The organism is Aciduricibacillus chroicocephali (genome assembly GCF_030762805.1).
Lineage (GTDB): Bacteria > Bacillota > Bacilli > Bacillales > Amphibacillaceae > Aciduricibacillus > Aciduricibacillus chroicocephali.
The window spans coordinates 931522-952580 of record NZ_CP129113.1 but is presented as its reverse complement, the minus strand read 5'-3'; the positions used below and the strand labels follow the sequence as shown (position 1 = coordinate 952580).

Genomic DNA, 21059 nt, shown 5'->3' with positions numbered 1-21059 from the left:
ATTAATTAAGTCATAAGATTTTTGAACAATCAAAAATGCAAGTATAATAGGAAGATAAATTAGTTTGAATTCATGAAGGGATTGCATTGCAACATGAAATTGATTCTTACTTACTTAAAACCATACCGCCTGCCTGCTTTGCTTGCTCTTATTCTCACCATTGCGGAAATGGGAATCGACCTTGTTCTCCCTGTAATGCTCGCAAAGATGATTAATGAAGGTGTCCTGCACCAGGATTTGTCCATTGTCATGTATTGGGGGACGATCATGATTGGCATATCCCTTATAGCATTTCTAGCAGGACTTGCTAATTCTTTTTATGGCTCTTTCGCCGCCATTCGTTTCAGCTCTGATTTACGAACAGACCTTTTTAATAAAGTCCAAAATTTTTCATATAGGAATATGGCACGTTTCCCTGCGTCTGCTCTTGTCACAAGGTTCACCAATGATATCCGGCAAATTCAAAATACATTGTTCATGGGCATGCGAATCATGGCAAAGGCTCCTCTGACAATAATCGGTTCAATCATTATGGCCTTTCTATTAGATGCAAAAATTGCTGTTGTTTTCTTAATTACAGTCCCAGCCGCTCTCATTTTTCTATTTTGGGTACTAAAAAAAGCTGGAGAACGCTTCAATACTGTTCAGGAAAATGTCGATGAAGTGAACCAGGTCATGCAGGAGAATTTATCCGGTATGAAGTTGATTAGAGCTTTCGTACGCAGAAAGCATGAAGAAAAGCGCTTTAAAGCGGCAAATAGAAAACTTGCAGATGAAACAAGGAATACTTTTCGGTTTGTTGAGGCTTCAATGCCTCTTCTGCTCGTTATCATGAATGCCACATTACTATTTATTCTTTGGTTCGGGCATCGTGAGTCAGTTGCTGGCAATTCTTCAATCGGAGATGTCGTAGCAATCATCAATTATGCATTGCGAATTTCAATTATGGTCTCCACTTTCACCTTCATTACACTTGCAATTTCCCGGGCTAAAGCTTCAGTGAACAGAGTAGATGCTGTTCTGTCAGCAGATGACCAGAAACCGTTAATAGCTGGGCTATCCAAAAAAATCCCTCTTACTGGCTCAATTGAGTTTAATGATGTCTCCTTTGCATACCCGGACAAACCGCAAAAAGTCTTGAACCGCATTTCTTTTAAGATAAAAACTGGTGAACGGATCGCCATTATGGGTACGACTGGAACTGGTAAAACAACTTTATTCGAACTGATTCCCCGCCTATTTGACCCGGATGAAGGTGTTATCTCGATTGATGGAAGTCCGGTAACAGAATATGATCTGACACATTTGCGTAAATCAATCGGCTTTGTTCCTCAGGAAGCGATGCTCTTCAGTGGAACAATTCGCGAGAACATCCTTTTTGGTAAAGAGAATGCTACAGATGAAGAAATGGAACAGGCAGCAAAAGACGCTCAGATTCATGACTTGATCTCTAACCTCGAATCTGGCTATGAAACCGTTATTGGGCAGCGTGGGGTGAATCTTTCCGGTGGACAGAAGCAGCGTATCTCCATTGCCAGAGCTCTGATTGCCAAGCCTCTCATTCTTATGCTTGATGATAGTACAAGCGCTCTTGATACCACTACAGAATCCAAATTGCTAAAAGCTCTGGATAAGTATGAATGTACGACTTTATTGATCACCCAAAAAATTCGAACAGCCAAAAATGCGGATCGTGTCATGCTGCTTGATGGCGGAAAGGCAGTCGGTCTTGCTCCACATAAGGAACTGCTTGCTCAATCCGGTCTGTATCAGTCAATTTTAGAATCTCAAGCGGAAGGAGGAGCTTTGCGTGAACGTCAAACAATGGACTGAGCCTTTCCAACAAAAGAAAATTACACTTAAAGACGTCAAAGGCAAGGACAAAAAGCGAGCCAAAGATGCAAAAGGAACAATTAAGCGTCTCTGGTCCTATTTTGGCAAGGAAAAACGAATGCTCATCATCGTTATTTTCATGGTTTTGCTAAGCACAGTATTCAGTTTGCTTGGACCGTACCTCGTTGGACGTGGAATTGACAAGTATATTAGCGGCGGCATGTCAAAAGGGCTTGGCCTGTTGATCGGTACATTAGCTTTCGTTTATATCTTGCTTGCTCTTGCCACCTTCTTACAGAATTACTGGATGGTCGGCATCGGCCAGAACATTGTCTATAAGCTTAGGCAGCAGCTTTTCGAACAATTTCACAGGCTTCCAATTAGCTATTATGACAAAAGGAAACAAGGGGACCTCATGAGTCGCGTCACGAATGATATTGACAATGTTAATAGTACATTGAATCAATCAGTCATTCAGATTTTCTCAAGTGTACTTACACTCTGCGGAACAATAGTCGTTATGCTAATGCTGAGCCCTCTCCTAACTGTAGTCACCATGATTGTCGTTCCATTGCTCTTCATCGGAACGAAATGGATTACGAATCGTACTGGCCCTTTATATAAACTGCAACAAAAGGACCTTGGAGAAATGAATGGCTTTGTCGACGAAACATTCAATGGTCAGAAAATAGTCCGTCTATTTTCTCAGGAAGCACGATTTGCAGAAGATTTCAGAAACCATAATGAAGCTTTACAACAATCAGGCTTTTGGGCACAGGCAATTTCCGGCTTGATTCCTAAAGTAATGAATACGCTGAACTTTTTAAGCTTCGCTCTTATCGCTTTATTTGGCGGCTGGCTTGCAGTTAAAGGTACAATTACAGTTGGTGTTATTGTCATTTTCATTGAATACGCCCGCCAGTTCACAAGGCCGCTTAATGATCTTGCCAATCAGTTCAATGTCGTCCTGTCTGCTGTTGCTGGAGCCGAACGGGTCTTTCAAGTCCTTGATGAGCAACCTGAGGATCTTAAGGAAGATGAAGGCAAAGAATTGAAAAAGACAAATGGCCATTTTGCTTTTAACAATGTAGGCTTTGCATATGATGAAAGAAGCATTTTAAAAGACATTAATTTTGAAGTACTTCCCGGTCAGACAGTTGCTTTTGTCGGACATACCGGAGCAGGTAAAACGACAATTGCAAACTTGATCGCCCGCTTTTACGATTACGACTCAGGCAGCATAAAACTAGATGGAATAGAACTGAATTCCATCCGCCGTACAAGCTTGCGACAACATATGGCGATTGTGCTTCAAGATACATTCCTATTCAAAGGCTCTATTCGAGAAAATATCCGTTATGGGAAGTTAGATGCGACAAACGAGGAAGTTATAGCTGCGTCGAAACAAGCGAACGCACATAATTTTATCAGCTCCTTACCGAATGGCTATGACACGATGCTTGACCAATCCGGCAGCGGCATCAGTCAGGGACAGAAACAGCTTTTGGCAATTGCACGAGCATTTCTGAAGGAACCAGAAATCCTTATACTCGATGAGGCGACAAGTAATATAGATACAATCACGGAGATGCATATCCAACAAGCCTTAAAGGAACTGATGAGGAATCGTACAAGCTTCGTTATTGCCCATCGCCTGAACACAGTTGAAGAGGCTGACCAAATTATTGTTTTAGAACACGGACAGATTATTGAACAAGGAACACATGCCCAACTGATTTCACAAAAAGGAAAATATGCATCACTTTATGTTTAAAATGTTTAGCATTTGAATATTTTGGGAATAGATGGAAAGCTCGTTTTGCACTTCTATAGAGATTATATTTGGTCAGTTACAGAGTCATGTTCTGATATAATGAAACATAGAATAAAAAAGTCCACTTCCTTATATTCACATAATGCCATAGCGGCAATATTCAAAATATACGTTGTACATCCGCAAGAATATTTGTATAATTTGAGAACAGGAGGTTTTATCATGAAATTCGGTATTGCCATTTTTCCATCCAAATCCGTACAGGACGAAGCCAATTCGTACAGAAAGCGGTACGATCCCCACTATTCGCTGATTCCTCCGCATATTACTTTGAAAACACCTTTCGAAGCCGAAGAAGAGCTTATTAAGGAATTATCGACTGAACTGAGATACATTGCGAAGGACACGAAACCATTCACAGTCTATATCAATAAGGTCAGCTCCTTTGCACCAGTCACAAATACGATCTATTTCAAAGTGGAACCTATCCAATCACTCATCGACTTGAACAGTCATATGCATGAAGGAATTTTCCCTGCTCAAGGTAAACACTCCTTCGTCCCGCATATTACAATTGCCCAAAATTTGACAGATGATGAATTCTCCGATGTTTTCAGCAGCCTGCGCATGAAAAAAATCCAGTTCCAAGACAAAGTTGACCGTTTCCATCTCCTTTATCAACTTGAAAATGGATCTTGGACAGTGTACGACTCCTTCGTTCTCGGGAACTGAACTAAATAAAAACAGCCGACTCCATATCATGGTGTCGGCTGTTTTTATTATGTATGCTTTGCAATCGATGGGAGATGACTAAAGCATAGGAATCTGAGTAATTCACGGAGGGATCAACTCTATGCAGTTTTATTTATCAATGATATATGAAATGGTTTTCGGATTTTTTGCTCTGCTCATTTTTGCTAAAATCATGGGTAAAACGCAAATCTCCCAGATTACGACCTTTGACTTTATTTCCGCACTCGTATTAGGTGACCTTATAGGAAATGCACTCTTCGATAAGAATACAGGAATTATCGAAATAGCGCTTGTCATTTTCATCTGGAGCGTTCTTATGTATGGTACCGAAATGATTACCCAGAAGTTCAACCGTTCCCGCTCTTTCCTAGAAGGAAGACCGGCAATCATTATCCAACGTGGAGAACTTATTAGAGATTCCATGCGCAAAAATAAGCTCGATATTAACCAGCTTCAGCATTTACTTCGAGCAAAAAATGCATTTACGGTGTCCGAGGTTCATTCGGCTATCCTTGAAACGGATGGAACGTTATCTGTCCTGAAGAAGTCCGACTTCCAAATGGCAGATAGGCAAGATCACAATCTTGTTCCAAAACCAGTCCGTCTTCCGATGACCCTTGTGATTGATGGAGCAATCATTCATGACAATCTCAATGAAATGGGTCGTAATGAAAAATGGCTGATGCAAAAATTGAAAGAGCAAGGATTCACGCGAGTTAAAGATGTATTTTATGCTGAATGGACTCCCGATCAAAAATTATTGGCTCAAGACGGTAAAGGATTGAACAAAGATGAATCAGACCATGCCGCTGAATAACTGCCCTTTTCCGGTTACCGCAGCTACAGCAGCATTGTTATAGTAAGATGGCTCATACTGGCCGAAAGTGTATGGATTGCGTTTTTCTGAAGATTCCAATCTATGTTCATTCCTAACTTTCGTTTCGGAGTCATATGTTTCTTCATATTGGGTTTCCAAAACGACTTTAAAAGGCTTTTCTATATGGATTGGATCTCTCTTTTCAGCAGTAACCCTTTTCTGATAGTCAGCATACTGGTAATTTGTAACTGGTGCAATATAGCCCATTGTCTCCGCCTCCTCATTTCTGGATGTTTGTTTCTTCTTAATTAATGATTCGGAACTAATAATGGATATTTGGCCGTCTGAATAGGAAAAGTCAGATTTTTTTGGCTTTTCCTTTTATTATATGCATAGATCTAACACATCTCTCCTTTTTCATCATTCCCAATTCTCTTTTTTTCAAAACCAGCTTTTGCCCACACAGTTAAACTGCGCGTTCATAAATTGTTAGGGACATGAAAGTCAAATTGAGAAATTGAAAGGGGAATGATTCATGGGTTGTGGAGAAAACGTCAAACCTGAACATTTGGGGGAAAATTGTGTTAGTCGTATTCTAAGAGAGATTGTTGCAGCTCAAAATGATGTAGTAAATAACGATTGCTGTGACACGAGCTGTGAACAGTCCATCAGTGACTTGCTTGGTGAAACTGAGCCAGGTAACGATTTGGACACAGTACCTGTTATCCTTTACTGCAAAGGGACTTGTAAACCGTTTAAAGGTTATGGAGTCGGCCAGCATCATCACCATGGGCACGATAAATTGACTCGAGCTATCGGCAGCTTCTTCTTTAAAGTAAAAAAGGTAACGAATGATAACTGTGCCGTGCTTGAATTGCTCGCTTCACATGGCTGCCACAAACCTGACACAGAAGTTGGCCATGAAAACGAAGAAGGAAAATGTAAAGATGATCCTAAGACACCTGCTTGTCAGCCAACGGACCATCTTCAGGCAACAGGACTCTGCCTGACAGTTGATCTTAATTGCTTCTGCCATGTTACTTGCTTGCCTGCCATCCAGGCAAACTGCTAACAACTAATAAAGCGGCCCGCCATGATGGGCGGGCCGCTTCCTATTTTAAAAACCAAGCAGTCTAATACTTGTAATTTCTTCAAATGGAATCAGTTCCGGATTTGCTTTACGCTTTTTACGCAAATGTACAATTTCATTCTCAAACTTTTCAATAACCCCTAAATGAGTCTGTTCTGAAGTACGTAATTCACATTTAAGCACAGGAACTAGCGGGGGTTTATTAAGAAAATAGTTAATTTTTCCTCGGAGATCAAGTTCATTGAACGGCAAATGGACAAACTCAGGGCTGGTATTTTTCTGTACGTTCTGTTTCTTATCACTTTGTTCCTGTTCCTTTTGTTCACTAACTACTGCTTCCGCCTCAACTTTCTTTTCATTCTGAGGCTCTGTTACTTTTTCTTCCTCTTCTGCCTTGCTCAATTCATATTCTGTCGCCGGACGCTTTCGTCCTTTTTGACTTGCCAGCAGCTGTTCATGGAATGCATTTCGCTTCTTTCCGGTTCCTCGGCTTCCCTTAGAAGAATTTGAATCGCTTCCGAGTGAAGATGGCTGAGCATTATCTTTTCTTGAAGGACTACGGTAAGTAGTTTGCATTTCCGCCTTCGGTTCACGGATACCTGGCTGTTCAATATACAACAGAGGTTTCTTTGCATAACGGCTTTCTCCCATGGCGATGCACTCCTTTTAATTTCGGGTCTGGTTAAGTATATGATTAAGGGGTATCATATGTGCATTCGCCCAATATGGCATTGAATTTGAAAAGGTTAGGAGGAAACAGCATTGAAGTATGATTTTATTGGAGATATACACGGTTGCTATGAGGAACTCTGCGATCTATTCCAGCATCTTGGCTATGAAAAGACAGATGAAATATATATTCATCCGGATGGTCGAATCCCGGTTTTCATTGGAGATCTTACCGACCGCGGACCGGACTCTTTTTCTGTAATTAAGCTTGCTTATGAGATGGTTGTCAGACATGAAAAAGCTAAATATGTGCCCGGCAACCATTGTGATAAGCTGTATCGTTACTTTCGTGGCAACAATGTGAAGCTTATGCATGGTCTTGAGACGACTGTTGCCGAATTAAAGGATTTACCTTCCAAGGAGCAGCAAAAAATCGCTCGGATGTTCATCGCTCTTTATACGAAGGCTCCGCTTTACTTACATCTTAAAGATGTACAGGCAGTTGCTGCTCACGCTGGCATAAAAGAATCCTATATTGGCAGATCTGATAAGAAGGTCAAATCGTTTGTACTATATGGAGATACGACAGGTGAATTCCATCCTGATGGACGGCCCGTCCGCCGGGATTGGGCACAAAAATATCACGGTTCTTACTGGATCGTATATGGTCATACACCAGTGAAAGAACCGCGATTCCTTAATCATACAGTCAATATTGATACGGGCTGTGTATTTGGCAACAAGCTTACTGCCTTTCGGTTGCCGGAAGAAACAACCATTTCTGTACCCTCCCGTCAAGCTTATGACGAAACGAGATTCAATTCATTTCCCGAATGAGGAGTTGAATGTCCTCCGGCAAGTCAGAACTGAAATGGAGATCCTCTCCTGTAACAGGATGGGAAAAGCTCAGGTGCTCACAATGGAGTGCCTGTCTTTTTATGTATTCAGTTCCTCCCCCATATAAGGTATCACCGGCAAGAGGATGTCCAATGTGAGAGAAGTGTACCCGAATCTGATGGGTTCTCCCAGTCTCCAGTTTTACAGAAAGTAGAGATAAATGATTATTCGACCGCAATACTTTGTAATGTGTGACAGCCTCTTGCCCCTCATTATTAACGGCACGTTCGATAATCGACCCTTCTTTCCGTCCAATCGGTAAATCGATTGTCGAGGCCTCTTCTTCAAAATGGCCTTCAACAACAGCTTCATACGTACGCGATATTTGCCCAGCCTTTTGAGAGACGGATAATAAAGAATGAATATACCGATTTTTCGCGACAAGAACAAGGCCTGACGTATCTTTATCAAGCCTTGTTACAACATGAACAGTACTGTTCAAACCTTGCTTATCGTAATGGGCAAGCAGCGCATTGGCAACCGTTCCGGATGGATGTTGCCTTGAAGGAATAACAGCCATTCCAGGCAGCTTGTCCACTATAAGAAGATAATCATCCTCGAACTTAATTGAAAGCGGGATTGGCTCCGCTAGAAGTGTATGCCCCCTCTCTTCGGACAAAAGGATGCACTCCACTTTATCACCAGATGAGACTAGACCACTAAGCGGATAATCAAGTCCATTTACAAGTACTTTTCCACCTTCAGCTTTCATTGCTTTTAACAATCGTCTGGAGAAGCCCTTATTTTCTCGCAAGTAATTTTTCAGAACTTCGCCATCTGCTTCTTGTTCCACAATCCAAACCGTCCGCATATTAATCGTCCATTCTTGTTCTGTCGCCTTCTCTAACAAATGAATCACGAACTCGATTCCAGAACGGGAAAGGACGGAAACGAGCAAAACGGATTTTTTCCTTGGCGACACGACACTGAATGGATTTCACATTCGTATATGTCTCCGTGAAGTGATCAATAGCAAGAAGAAAACTTCTATCTACAATTGGTCTAAGAACACATGTATGATGCTTAGGCAAAATCATTGGAGAACCGATTGTCCTGAAGACCCGGTTGTTGATCGAAGCCATTTCCGTAATTTGAACAGCTTCAATAGAAGGGTGCAATATTGCTCCTCCTAGTGCTTTATTATATGCAGTACTTCCTGATGGCGTAGAGATGCAGAGACCATCTCCTCTAAATGTCTCGAAGTGCTCTCCCTTGATTTCGACATCAAATACGACCGAACCCTCTGCTGTTTTGATTGTCGCTTCGTTCAAAGCAAGATAACGATCTTCCTCGCCACCTGTCTTGGAGCGAATAATTACTTCTAGGATTGGATACTCAACGACTTGGAAAGGTGTCTTAGCAATCTCAATGATCAACTTTTCCACCTCATCCAGCATCCAGTCAGCATAGAAACCAAGATGCCCCGTATGTACCCCGATAAATGCCGTCTCGCTAAGACGGTGCATATAGCGGTGAAACGCTTCCAGAAAGGTTCCGTCTCCTCCGATGGAAATGACGAGATCAGGCTCTTCCTCACTGTACTCCAAATCAAAATCAGTCAAATATTGCTTCATCGTTGCCTTGATATTGTTGGAGCGATGGTCTCCTCTGGAAACAATATCGAATTTCACTGTATGGTCCCCCTTTGGTCATGCCATGGTACGCGATGACCGAACGTATCAGAATTCATCAATAATTTGATGCGCTTCTTGTATTTCATGTTTGATTTTGGACATTTCTTCATCGAGTTTGTATGCAGCCTCGGCGGCTTTGCGTAATCTTTCCTTAATGTGCGCCGGTATGCTGCCTTTGTATTTGTAATTCAAAGAGTGTTCATTGGAAGCCCAGAAATTCATCGCCAGTGTCCGGATTTGGATTTCGGCAATGACAATCTTCAATCCATGTATCGTTTCAACAGGATATTCAATAATCAGATGATAGGAACGATAGCCGCTTTCCTTATGTGTTCTGATATAGTCTCTTTCTTCAATAATACTCAAGTCTTTGCGTTCCCGAATCATATCGACAACTGTATAGATATCATCGACAAATTGACAGACGACGCGCAGTCCTGCTATATCCTGAAGTTCGCTTTCAATTCCAGTGAAATTATTAGGGTCAAGATTCTTTCCTGCTGCTTTTTCAAGAATGCTTTTTACTGGCTTGATTCTTCCAGTAATGAATTCGATTGGAGAATGTCGCGATTCACTCTGAAATTGACCGCGCATTGCTTTTAGTTTCACTTTAAGTTCTGCAATCGCTTGAGCATAGGGAGCAAGATTTGTTTCCCAATTCACCATAAAAACACCACCTGCAACTTGCATCTGTACAATGTAAACGCATGTACTCTTATCATAACACAGGTAGAGGTTATTCTTTGCATATTTAATCTGCTTGGGCGATAATACGAAAAAAACGACGGAGGTCCATAATGGCACAAGAAATTGAAATTGAATTTAAAAACCTGCTAAGTAAAGAAGAGTATACGAAGCTTCGAGCAGGCCTCCCCTTCCACAGTGCAAGTATGACCCAAACGAATCATTATTTTGATACAGAAGCATTTAACCTTAAGCAGAAGGGATCCGCTTTAAGAATCCGGGAGAAAAATGACCGATTTACCCTGACTCTGAAAGAACCCCACCCAGATGGTTTGCTGGAAACACATGACACCCTCACTGATGAAGAAGCTGCATCCTGGATTGAAGGAAGCCCTCTTCCTAAAGAAAATGTCGGAGAGCAACTTGAACAACTTGGAGTTAATGAAGCAGATCTGAAATTGTTCGGTTCTCTTACAACAGAACGTCTGGAGACAAAAAGTAATGGAGTACTGCTTGTTCTTGACTACAGTACTTATAATGGAGAAAACGATTACGAATTGGAAATCGAAGCCATGGATCGTAAATCCGGACAGGCTGCAATGGAGGAAGTATTACAGGAATTCTCCATACCTAGACGGAAAACACCAAATAAAATTGAACGGTTCTATAACAGTATGAAAAAGAAATAAATAGTCGGTTTCAAACTTTCTTGCAAACAGAATATTTGCCGGAAAATGACCGCATTGCTACAATAATATTTATAAAGTTGAGGTGCTTGAATATGTCGGATGCAATTAGTTTATACGAAGCGATCGGCGGAGCAGCAACAATGGACAAGCTTATCCCAGCCTTTTACGAAAGGGTTGGCAGCCACCCGGCATTGACTCCAATTTTTCCGGAGGATCTTACAGAGGTTGCCCGTAAGCAGTATATGTTCATGACTCAATTTCTTGGCGGACCCCCTTTATATTCAGAAGAAAGAGGCCATCCGCGGCTAAGACGCCGGCATCTCCCCTTCGAGATTACACCTGAACGAAAGGATGCCTGGCTTGAATGTATGAAAGCTGCAATGGATGAGGCTGACATTGAAGAACCGCATTTTTCATTCATGCTTGAACGGTTGACAATGACTGCCCACCATATGATGAATACGCCATAATTGTGGAAAGGAGAATCGGTGTGAGTAGGAAGCGTAACAGATTCGAGTCTTGCGGCCCGGTTCAAACTACACACTCGGATAGTTGTCAGTATTTTGATTTCTTTCAGAAACCTGTTGAAATATTTGTCTTTATTGATCCGCTATGCGCAGAGTGCTGGTCACTTGATCCCATTCTTAAAAAACTTACAATGCAGTACGGACGTTTTTTCACAATTCAGCCGATCATCAGCAGCAAGCTGGATTCACTGAATTTGGAAGCACAGAAAAAACCTGAAGACTTAAAACGGGATTGGGAACGAACTGCCAAGCGGACAGGTATGAGTTGTGATGGAGATCTTTGGGTCGAGAATCCTATTTCCTCTCCATGGGTTGCTTCTCTTGCAATCAAAGCTGCAGGACTTCAAGGCAAAAGAGCAGGAAGGATTTTCCTTAGACGTTTGCAGGAAGCTGCTTTCCTTTACAAACAGAATGTTTCCGATGAATCGGTTATCGTTGAATGTGCGGAAGAAGTCGGTCTGGATATAGAAGAATTCAAGGACGACCTTTATTCTGTCTCAGCTCGCAAAGCATTGCAATGCGATTTGAAACTCACACGGGAAATGGATGTCGATACATTCCCTTCTCTAGTCTTCTTTAACCAAGCAGATGACAATGAAGACGGAATAAAGATCTCAGGATTGCATTCATACCATATTTACGTACTTGTTCTAAAAGAAATCTTGCAGCGAAACCCTTTGCCTTCAGCAAATCTGCCACTGGAGGAATTTCTCAGTTTTTATAAAATAGTTGGCACATATGAAATTGCCTTTGTTTACGATTGGACATTGGAAAAAGCAGAAAGAGAAATGATGAAACTCCAACTAAGAAGAAAAGTTCGTAAAATCCCCGCGAAACACGGGAATTTCTGGAAATATATTAAATAGAGAAGCGTATTGGCAAACTGCCATACGCTTTTTTTTGTTTCCTAAGTATTTTTACATTCATATAAGATTTCAGGAACTTCTCTTCATAAAGGAACTGCATATCATATGTAAAAAATAAGGATATACGGGGTATGTATATCCTTTGCTTGACCTTCCATAGGAAGAAGCCATCACCATTTATTAAACATAGGGGTGTCTTAGTTTTATTTTACAATCATGTGATTACATGAACAAGTGGTCCTAAAGCTTGTCCATATTTTTGTCAATTCTGATTCACAATGCTGTCACATATGCTAATTTCAAGTGATTTGAAGGGAGATATTGCATGTGGCTAAATGGTTACCAATGTTGTCTATGTTGTTTACTTTATTTGCATTTTGTCTTAACGTCCTCGCCATGATGCGCCTGATTTCATTATTGCTGACACTTCCACTTCTGTTTATTGCAATTTTTATGATGTTTTATACCTTTTTCAATCGGCATGTGTACAGAGGTTGGACAAGATAAAAAAAGACGGTGTGCCTAGAGCACACCGTCTTAAACTGTTATTCAGCAAGAAGCTTTTCCATTTCATTTAGTTTTTCTTCAAAGACGTCAAGTGCATCAAGGATTGGCTGCTTGGAATCCATATCTACACCAGCTTTTTTCAAAACTTCAATAGGGTAATCACTACTTCCTGCTTTTAAGAAATCAAGATAGTGATCGACTGCCCCTTCTTTTCCAGTTAGAATACCGTGTGAAAGAGCTGCTGCCGCAGAGAATCCAGTAGCATACTGATACACATAGTAGTTGTAATAGAAATGTGGAATCCTTGCCCATTCCAAACCGATTTCTTCATCAGAAACAACATCATCACCAAAGTATTTTTTGTTCAGATTATAATAAATCTCACTGAGTGAATCAGCAGTAAGTGCTTCACCATTTTGCATACGCATATGAATATCATGCTCAAATTCAGCAAACATTGTCTGACGGAAAACAGTGCCGCGGAAACCTTCAAGATAATGATTCAGCAGATACAGTTTTTCATTCTTATCTTCGAGATTATTGATCATATATTCACTTAGCAAGTTCTCATTCGTTGTTGACGCAACTTCTGCAACAAAAATCGAATAGTTTCCATAACGATAAGGCTGGTTTTTACGCGTATAATAGCTATGCACTGAATGTCCAAGTTCATGGACAAGTGTAAACAGGTCATTCACTTTATCCTGCCAGTTCAGCAAAATATACGGATTTGTACTGTAAGAGCCGGAAGAATATGCACCGCTCCGCTTACCTTTATTCTCATGGACATCAATCCAACGATTTGAAAAAGCTTCTTCGAGAATGCGTTTATAGTCTTCTCCAAGTGGCTGCAGACCGTCCAGCACGTATTGTTTCGCCTGTTCATAATCTATTTTCATATCAGCATTTTTAACAAGCGGTGTGTACATATCATACATATGCAACTCATCAAGACCGAGTACCTTTTTGCGCAGTTTGATATAGCGATGCAGGAGTGGCAGGCGCTCATTTACAGCTTCCACCAAATTGTCATATACAGATTCAGGGATATTGTTGCCATCCAATGCGGATTGTCTAGCTGAATCGTATTTACGTACTTTTGCATAGAAATTATCCTTTTTTACAGTTCCCGATAATGTGGAAGCAAATGTATTTCGGTATTTCCCGTACGTCTCATACATTGCCTTAAAAGCCGCTTTACGTACATCACGATCCTTCGATTCAAGGAATCCTACATAACGTCCATGAGTCAATTCTACCTCTTCCCCGTTTTCATTTTTAATGACAGGGAATTGCAGGTCGGCATTATTTAACATTCCAAATGTCGTCTCAGCCGATCCAAGTGGTTCAGACGCCAACGCGAGCAAACTTTCTTCCTTTTCAGAAAGAATATGTGCCTTTTGGCGAGTAATCTCATCCAATGTAAGTTTATAACCTTTCAGATCATTATTTTCTTTAATGAAATGTTCAATTTTATCTGTATCAATTGCAATAATTTCCGGCACGATGAAGCTCATCGCACTGCCCGCCTCGGTGAGCAATGATTCAGCCTTCTGGTTCATCCCCTGATAGAAGCTGTTTGCCGTATCCTGATCATACCGCATATGAGCGTATGTATATAGGCGCCCAAGTCTATTGGAGAGCTCATCCTGAAGCTTAAATAGCGAAACGAGTTCTTGTGCCGATTCTCCGAGCTTGCCTCGATACGCTTCGACTTTTGGAATGTCTTTTTGGAGCTCTTTAAAAGATTTTTCCCAGTCTTCATCCGTTGCAAAAATATCTTCCAGCTTCCATGTATCTTCAACCTTAAGTTCCTCACGTTTTGGCAGTTCTTTTACTGAGTTTTTTGCCATTATTTCTTTCCTCCTTAAAATAGGCCTGCAATGCAACAAAAATCGGACTGTTGCACACTTGCAGGCTGGTTGAATTTCCCTGTCTATAGTATAGCTGAATTTGCAGGAATCATGCTCTTCTTTTGATTCGGCATCTTCTGCAACTGCAGCCACTTCTGCATAATCAGAGAGTCCTCATGCAATGAATGTTCCACATTTCTGTGTAAATCAATCCGCTTTTCACAAGTGATTGTGCCATCGGGATATATATTCAGATATCCTAGATGGGACAGTTGCATCACATAATCGACAACAGGATCGATGCCTTCTTGCAGAATAGGCAGATTATCATTGACCACCACGAAACGGCTCATACTCGACTTGATTGAATTTAAGGATAATGCTTGTCGATTAAAAGCAGGTCTAATTATCTCCATGACAAGTCTCGCCTGCCAGTGAAAAGTAGGCAATCTCATTTCATTCGCATTTCTTACTGGCAAACCGATACATGCTGGAAGCGTACTAACGTGCCAACCATGTGAATAAAGCCACTGATGAAATCTCATTTCTTCACCGTAGCATCTGCGACTTGCTGACTTTCGAAATGATTCTTTTTCATTTTCCCAGCATTGGGCAATTTGTTCCGATTTAAAATGGAAAGGCTGGAAGAGATCTTTAAAATTAATTCTTTTTATATGGCTGAATTGGATTGTGCCAAACGCTTTTCTTTTATTCGCGAACAGAGGGTTATGAAAGATTGCGAAATGTATCGTTCCGGGGCAATAAAAGTAGAGATATTCGTCTGGGGTTTTCTTATAACGATGGAGAAAATATTGAGAAAAATAATCAAGTGACAATGAGGTACTTCCAAGACGTTTCAGCCGATTTCCGCCAAGAATCCAAATTTGTTCAAGGCCTGCCTGATCGTAATCGTCCATTCTGCTGCGAATCTCCTCTTGGGTAATCTGAGCACATTGATACTCAATTACGATTCGGCGGTCACCTATCTTTAAGAGAATGTCAGGACGGCGCTTCACTTCTTCCAAAAATGCTTCCAAAGAAACATCCAGATTCTGATTTGCAAGCCAATTGAACAGCTGCCATTTACCATTTTCATGATAACCGCCCTCTCCTCCTCCACAATTACTAGTAGCAAAGTGGGCAAAATGCGGAATCACCCGTCTTCCAGCCTTCAGGATGACTGGCTTTTTGCACTCGGGACAGTAAAAGGAATGCCTCTCCTTCTTTAAATAATTAAGGCTCTCCATATTAAGAGCAGCTGGAATGATACTTTGGCCAGATTCATCTATTGCCTGTAGCATTCTGATCACCTCATGGATATTATTCCACCAAGGCACACCGAACTCCTTTTCTTAAACTAAAATTGATTTTTATTAAGTTGCAGAGTAACAAAATGAAGATTCATAAAGAAATTTTGAAGAGAAAATAAAAAAGATACCTCCTGCAAGGTATCTTTTTTCAGGCAGAGAAATACATTTGTACTTGTGAGAGTGATCTTTCATCAAAGATGACTTTTCCGTATTCCTCAAGCAGATGAATTGTCATATCCGAGTCATCGCCAAATTCGAATAGCTGGCTAATCAAGTCTTCTTGTTTGTCGTCACTCATCGTTTCTGGGAATTCTACATATAGGAAATACTTATCTTTGAAAGCAAACAATTTCGTAATAAGATTCTGCTCATCTTCTTTAAAGTAATGGCTCAATTGGATGACATCTTCAAAGTCAATGAACTGGGCAATCAACGAAAGACTTCCCTCTTCGCTCCCATCTTCCATTTCGTGCCTGTTGCCAAACTTTTCTTCAAGAATGTTCTCGATTTTTTCATCTACAGTCATTTCATCTGCTGCGCCATGCTCAATCGGAAGCTCAATATCTTCGCCATTATTGCTTAGCTGAGCTTTTGTAACCGTGATTTCCAAACCTTTATCCATTGCCTGAACCTGTATCCAAAGTGGTCCATCAACATTAAAATCTTCCTTGTAATTCACTTCATCCATCATCTGCCAGAAAAGCTGTTCACTCCGCTCTCTGTCATACCAGATCTCTTCACGTTCAAACCCACGATCTTCAATATCAATATAAGATATATAGAATTTAACTGTATTTTCATTAATTCTCTCTATTTCCATGATCGCTCTCTCCCCTCTGTAGGAATCTGCTCATGCGCCTGAATAACCGGCCTGCCGCAACAAAACTTTCGGAATCATTCCGGTTGCTTGCAGAGAGCCGCGGCCAGCGGGATATGCGACCGCCTGGATTGCATGCATGTTGCTGTACAAATATATACCCTTCATTGTTACCGGTTAATCAATATTCGGCTGTAGGAGCTTATGATAATATATGCAAAATTCAGTCAGCCCCTGAATTTCAAATGCCTAGCAAAATAAAACTTGTATTTGGTCTATCATTCTATATCATTTCAGCCCGCTTGTCACGTTTTTGAAACGGAATATGCTAAAAACGCAGGGTTAATAAAACCCTGCGTTACATTTGTTAAAATATGTTGTTTTTTCGGGTTAGTTGACCATTTTCTGCGCTTCACGCAACTGGAATGTACGTACAGTTCTCGGCAAGAATCTGCGGATTTCGTCTTCATTGTATCCCACTTGAAGACGCTTCTCATCAAGAATGATCGGTCTACGCAACAAGCCAGGGTTTTGCTGAATCAAATTATAAAGATTCTTCAGCGGCAAGTGCTCAATATCAATATTCAGCTTTTGGAAAACCTTTGAGCGTGTTGAAATAATTTCATCTGTACCGTCTTCTGTCATTCGCAGAATTTCTTTGATTTCATCAAGCGAAAGTGGTTCTGAGAAGATGTTCCGTTCTGTGAATGGAATTTCGTGCTCCTCGAGCCATGCTTTTGCTTTTCTGCATGAAGTACAGCTTGGTGAGGTATAAAGTGTTACCATGTAACTTCACTCCTCGTTTGGATTAAGTATCGTACTGCGTATGAGAAACCAAATTCAGATTAAAATTATTTTAATCTAGCCCCTATGTATATTATACTACAATTGTCAAGGGATAGGTAGAGTATGGACTAAATTTACATTAACTTAATCTGTTTGTCATCTTTAGATAAATTCGCTACGTTGTTATAATAACCCTTTTTTTAAATGTTAAAACCTTTTTATTTAAATTTTTTTTTAAAAAAAGACATCCCATTTAGGAATGTCTAATCGAGCGGCGTATAGTCGACACCTTTTGTATATTTGTTTCCGGCATTCCATATGAGAAATTCATTGACCCCATTCTCATTTAAAGCTTTGATCTGTGCCTCCACTTCGGCCTTCCCGTATTGAGTCGGGCTTGATCCACCATATAGCCATGGAGCTTCGAAATCCTGAATCCATGGTCTTGAGACCGGAGGATTCTTCAACTTCTTTAAAATACTGTTCTCTACCTTAGTATACTCATTCACGAGCCTGTAAGGTTCTTTGTCAGGCATATCAATCCCAAAATAGCTCGTCCAATGACTTGGATAGATCATTGAAGAAATAACATCAACATTTTCACTAATCTTAGAAAAATTCTGTCCGATTCCCGGTGTTTCAGGTATTGTTGCCGCATATCCAAAAATATCAACAGCAACATCTACATCATAAGGAGATAATTCTTTTTTAGCATATTTCACAAAATCTGTAACAGCTTGTACCCTTCTTTTGACAGGATCCAAATTTGAATTCTCATAATCGCCTAGTGAGTATTCCAATTCCTCGTCTTTATTCTCAAATCCTTCAGGAAAACGTACATAGTCAAACTGGATTTCCTGAAAACCAAGCTCTGCTGCCATTTTGGCAACTTTAACATTGTACTCCCAGACTTCTTTATTAAATGGATTGACAAAGGATTCTCCTTTGCCGTTACTCCATACTTCGCCGTTTTCCTTAAAGGAATATTCAGGATGCTTCTTCGCAAATACGGAGTCTTTGAATACAACGACACGAGCAATTGGATAAATGCCCTTTTTCTCTAATGTCTTTAGCATTTGCCTTGGATCTTTAATGAAATCGTCTGAGGCCCAATTGAATTTCTCATCTTCCGGCTTGAAGGTGAGCTTTCCATAGTCCTCTTTCACATCGATTACCATTGCATTGAGGTCGCTTTTGTCTACGAGGTTAAGCAATTCCTTGAAACGCTCTCCACCTGCCGAAGGCCCTGTTACGTAAATTCCTCTGACTGCATGGGGATAATCGAACGAGAGGCCCGAATCGAACTTAAAACGTTTTAATGGTTTATGTATATCATAAGGTTTGACGTCGACGGCTCGTAACGTATGAGCACTCGCCGTCATCTCAGCAGCACTTACTTCCCCTGTTACAAAAGATGCCGCCATGATTCCCAAAGTGACACTTGCTGACAAGATTCCTTTTCGCAATCTTCAACCTCCTGCATAATTCAAGTTATTCTTCTATTATATAACAATTATTGCTTAGATGAACATTCCCTTTACAGCTTTGTGACAAACACACTTTCTAATTCATTTGTGTCCGCTTGCTTTCGCTCTTTTTGCTAGTATATAATAGTATGAACATAATCATGCAATCATTCCCCTGCTTATCTTTTTGTATAATCTCAGGGATTTTTCTTTTTTGTTGCAAAATTGGAGGCTTACAGTATGGAAACGATTTTCTCAGGAATTCAACCGAGCGGCACGCCGACGATCGGCAATTATCTCGGTGCATTGAAACAATTCGTCCAGCTGCAAAATGATTATAATTGTTATTTCTGCATTGTTGATGAACATGCCATTACAGTGCCGCAAGATAGACTTAAATTGCGCGAAAATATCCGTTCCCTTGCAGCTCTTTATGTAGCATGCGGGCTCGATCCGGAACAGGCGACGCTTTTCATTCAATCCGAAGTGCCAGCACATGCGCAGCTCGGTTGGATGCTTCAGTCAATCAGCTATATGGGTGAATTGGAACGAATGACACAATTCAAAGACAAATCAGCAGGGAAAGAAGCGATTTCCTCCGCCTTGTTTACATACCCTTCCCTTATGGCTGCTGATATTCTTCTTTATAATGCTGATATTGTTCCTGTCGGTGAAGACCAGAAGCAGCATCTTGAGTTGACACGTGATTTGGCTCAGCGTTTCAACAACAGATTCAATGACATCTTTACTATTCCGGACATCCGTATGCCGGAAGTCGGTGCTCGAATCATGTCACTGCAGGAACCGACAAAGAAAATGAGCAAATCTGATGAAAATGAAAAAGGCTTCATTTCTATGTTAGATACACCTAAACAGATCGAAAAGAAAATTAAGAGTGCGGTTACTGATTCTGAAGGTGTTGTCAAGTTTGATAAAGTAAATAAGCCTGGTGTCTCAAACTTGCTTACGATCCATGCCAGCTGTTCCGGAGAATCTATCGAAGAGCTGGAGAAGCGTTTTGCCGGACAAGGCTATGGCGACTTCAAACAAAGCACAGCGAATGCTGTTCTTAGTGTACTTCAGCCGATTCAGGAGAAACATGCAGAGCTTATGCAGTCAGAAGAGCTTGATGACATTCTTGACAGTGGTGCGGAAAAAGCGAATCAAGCAGCAAACAAAACACTTGCAAAAGCAATGAAAGCAATGGGACTTGGACGTGTTAAAAAACGCAAATAAAAAATGGCGGCTTCTAATCGAAGCCGCCATTTTTTATTTCATTGAGTTTTCTTCTTCTCCAACTTCCAATTCCCACATTTTTTCAAGAAAGGCTTGCCCTTTTACCATTTTGCGGCATAACTCTTCCTGGCGTTTGCCCCATCCATTAGAAACACCATTGTACAATTTCTGCCATATCTCTTCTTCACTGGCATCAAGGGCCATATGATAGCTTTTTGGATCCCATTCAGTCAGCCAGTAGCGAAGCTCATCAGGATTTTCTGTGTTTTTAAGCTGATCTAGTGCAATCATAAGCAGTTGTTTCATCTGACGTTCTTTTCTTGTTAGCCCCGTGACCATATGAGGAGGCATAGACAACATATGATATTCCTTTTTGTAATCACCTTTTCTATATCCGAAAGATTCAGGTGAACGTTTCTCAATCATGCTGAAAACAAGCTGTTCCTGACGGGGGATCAGACGACTTTTTCTAACTGGAATCTGATAACCAATTGTATCAAATACGAGAACTTCCTGTCCGTTAGTTATGACTGCTGCATACTCAAGTGTTTCTCTCACTTGCCCTTTTCTAGCGTAACCTTTCTTGTGAATCTTTTGCAATAGACACTTTGGCAACTCGTGCATATCATTCTCAATATAGGTGAACAGCTCATCTGTTATGTAAAGGAGCGGCACCTGATCAAGCATATCAATTGTATCTTCCTTGCGCCATTCATGAAAATGACAAACACTATACGCATTTTCTTCGCCTTCGAACCAGTTCACCCATACATCATGCATGTACAACATAAGACAACCCTACCCTCTTTGTTCGTGATGGTTTAGGTACATTATCACCATCAGGCAACGTA

The 21059-nt window shown here is 40.8% G+C and carries 22 protein-coding genes; 11 read left to right on the top strand and 11 right to left on the bottom strand.

What is annotated here, in order from left to right:
• Positions 1 to 93: 93 nt before the first annotated feature.
• From QR721_RS04995 to QR721_RS04980, 4 genes are all read left to right on the top strand, one after another.
• Positions 94 to 1833: an ABC transporter ATP-binding protein gene (locus QR721_RS04995; protein WP_348029355.1), complete on the top strand. Its 1740-nt coding sequence runs from the start codon at positions 94 to 96 to the stop codon at positions 1831 to 1833.
• On the top strand, positions 1811 to 3607 hold the full coding sequence (locus tag QR721_RS04990) for an ABC transporter ATP-binding protein (protein WP_348029354.1): 1797 nt from the start codon (positions 1811 to 1813) through the stop codon (positions 3605 to 3607). Before QR721_RS04995 ends, QR721_RS04990 begins: the two co-directional genes overlap by 23 nt.
• Before the next feature lie 222 nt (positions 3608 to 3829).
• Complete coding sequence (locus QR721_RS04985) at positions 3830 to 4339, top strand: YjcG family protein (protein ID WP_348029353.1); 510 nt, start codon at positions 3830 to 3832, stop codon at positions 4337 to 4339.
• 121 nt (positions 4340 to 4460) lie between these two features.
• Positions 4461 to 5177, top strand: a complete 717-nt coding sequence (locus QR721_RS04980) for a DUF421 domain-containing protein (RefSeq protein WP_348029352.1) — start codon at positions 4461 to 4463, stop codon at positions 5175 to 5177.
• Here QR721_RS04980 and QR721_RS04975 read toward each other — a convergent pair.
• Positions 5157 to 5444 (bottom strand): hypothetical protein, encoded by a 288-nt coding sequence (locus tag QR721_RS04975; protein WP_348029351.1) that lies wholly within the window; start codon positions 5442 to 5444, stop codon positions 5157 to 5159. The genes QR721_RS04980 and QR721_RS04975 overlap by 21 nt on opposite strands.
• 268 nt (positions 5445 to 5712) lie before the next feature.
• Here QR721_RS04975 and QR721_RS04970 point away from each other — a divergent pair, with 268 nt between their 5' ends.
• Positions 5713 to 6249, top strand: coding sequence for a CotY/CotZ family spore coat protein (locus QR721_RS04970; RefSeq protein WP_348029350.1), 537 nt, complete (start codon positions 5713 to 5715; stop codon positions 6247 to 6249).
• Between the two features lie 45 nt (positions 6250 to 6294).
• On the opposite strand, the gene QR721_RS04965 is transcribed toward QR721_RS04970, so the two are convergent.
• Positions 6295 to 6918, bottom strand: a complete 624-nt coding sequence (locus QR721_RS04965; protein ID WP_348029349.1) for a CotO family spore coat protein — start codon at positions 6916 to 6918, stop codon at positions 6295 to 6297.
• Positions 6919 to 7029: 111 nt separating this feature from the next.
• On the opposite strand from QR721_RS04965, the gene prpE reads away from it, so the two are divergent.
• Entirely contained in the window at positions 7030 to 7773 is a 744-nt protein-coding gene (gene prpE / locus QR721_RS04960) for a bis(5'-nucleosyl)-tetraphosphatase PrpE (RefSeq protein WP_348029348.1), read from the top strand.
• On the opposite strand, the gene QR721_RS04955 is transcribed toward prpE, so the two are convergent.
• From QR721_RS04955 to QR721_RS04945, 3 genes are read right to left on the bottom strand one after another with little or no spacing between them, the layout of a single operon-like run.
• On the bottom strand, positions 7754 to 8644 hold the full coding sequence (locus QR721_RS04955; RefSeq protein ID WP_348029786.1) for an RluA family pseudouridine synthase: 891 nt from the start codon (positions 8642 to 8644) through the stop codon (positions 7754 to 7756). The genes prpE and QR721_RS04955 overlap by 20 nt on opposite strands.
• 1 nt (position 8645) lies before the next feature.
• The gene (locus QR721_RS04950) at positions 8646 to 9464 is read right to left on the bottom strand and encodes an NAD kinase (RefSeq protein WP_348029347.1); all 819 of its coding nucleotides are present in this window, start codon (positions 9462 to 9464) and stop codon (positions 8646 to 8648) included.
• Positions 9465 to 9512: 48 nt separating this feature from the next.
• A complete protein-coding gene (locus tag QR721_RS04945; RefSeq protein WP_348029785.1) occupies positions 9513 to 10130 on the bottom strand; it encodes a GTP pyrophosphokinase in 618 nt (205 codons plus the stop codon).
• 134 nt (positions 10131 to 10264) lie between these two features.
• On the opposite strand from QR721_RS04945, the gene QR721_RS04940 reads away from it, so the two are divergent.
• From QR721_RS04940 to QR721_RS13930, 4 genes are all read left to right on the top strand, one after another.
• Entirely contained in the window at positions 10265 to 10840 is a 576-nt protein-coding gene (locus QR721_RS04940) for a CYTH domain-containing protein (protein WP_348029346.1), read from the top strand.
• Positions 10841 to 10932: 92 nt separating this feature from the next.
• Positions 10933 to 11310, top strand: coding sequence for a globin domain-containing protein (locus tag QR721_RS04935; protein ID WP_348029345.1), 378 nt, complete (start codon positions 10933 to 10935; stop codon positions 11308 to 11310).
• Positions 11311 to 11330: 20 nt separating this feature from the next.
• Complete coding sequence (locus QR721_RS04930; RefSeq protein WP_348029344.1) at positions 11331 to 12233, top strand: ClpXP adapter SpxH family protein; 903 nt, start codon at positions 11331 to 11333, stop codon at positions 12231 to 12233.
• A gap of 345 nt (positions 12234 to 12578) precedes the next feature.
• Positions 12579 to 12740, top strand: coding sequence for a hypothetical protein (locus tag QR721_RS13930; RefSeq protein ID WP_488656352.1), 162 nt, complete (start codon positions 12579 to 12581; stop codon positions 12738 to 12740).
• A 38-nt stretch (positions 12741 to 12778) separates the two neighbouring features.
• Here the strand turns inward: QR721_RS13930 and pepF are convergent, their stop codons facing one another.
• The 5 genes from pepF to QR721_RS04905 all read right to left on the bottom strand — a co-directional run bounded on the left by pepF (position 12779) and on the right by QR721_RS04905 (position 18930).
• The gene (pepF, locus tag QR721_RS04925; protein ID WP_348029343.1) at positions 12779 to 14593 is read right to left on the bottom strand and encodes an oligoendopeptidase F; all 1815 of its coding nucleotides are present in this window, start codon (positions 14591 to 14593) and stop codon (positions 12779 to 12781) included.
• An 83-nt stretch (positions 14594 to 14676) separates the two neighbouring features.
• Positions 14677 to 15894, bottom strand: a complete 1218-nt coding sequence (locus QR721_RS04920) for a competence protein CoiA (protein ID WP_348029342.1) — start codon at positions 15892 to 15894, stop codon at positions 14677 to 14679.
• Positions 15895 to 16051: 157 nt separating this feature from the next.
• Positions 16052 to 16723 carry an adaptor protein MecA gene (gene mecA / locus QR721_RS04915; RefSeq protein ID WP_348029341.1) on the bottom strand — a complete coding sequence of 224 codons (672 nt, stop codon included), beginning with the start codon at positions 16721 to 16723 and terminating at the stop codon, positions 16052 to 16054.
• Positions 16724 to 17110: 387 nt separating this feature from the next.
• Positions 17111 to 17506 carry a transcriptional regulator SpxA gene (gene spxA, locus QR721_RS04910; protein WP_348029340.1) on the bottom strand — a complete coding sequence of 132 codons (396 nt, stop codon included), beginning with the start codon at positions 17504 to 17506 and terminating at the stop codon, positions 17111 to 17113.
• Between the two features lie 263 nt (positions 17507 to 17769).
• Positions 17770 to 18930 carry a putative glycoside hydrolase gene (locus QR721_RS04905; protein WP_431189531.1) on the bottom strand — a complete coding sequence of 387 codons (1161 nt, stop codon included), beginning with the start codon at positions 18928 to 18930 and terminating at the stop codon, positions 17770 to 17772.
• Between the two features lie 282 nt (positions 18931 to 19212).
• On the opposite strand from QR721_RS04905, the gene trpS reads away from it, so the two are divergent.
• The gene (gene trpS / locus QR721_RS04900; RefSeq protein WP_348029338.1) at positions 19213 to 20208 is read left to right on the top strand and encodes a tryptophan--tRNA ligase; all 996 of its coding nucleotides are present in this window, start codon (positions 19213 to 19215) and stop codon (positions 20206 to 20208) included.
• Positions 20209 to 20241: 33 nt separating this feature from the next.
• On the opposite strand, the gene QR721_RS04895 is transcribed toward trpS, so the two are convergent.
• A complete protein-coding gene (locus QR721_RS04895; protein ID WP_348029337.1) occupies positions 20242 to 20997 on the bottom strand; it encodes a DUF3603 family protein in 756 nt (251 codons plus the stop codon).
• Positions 20998 to 21059 lie beyond the last annotated feature (62 nt).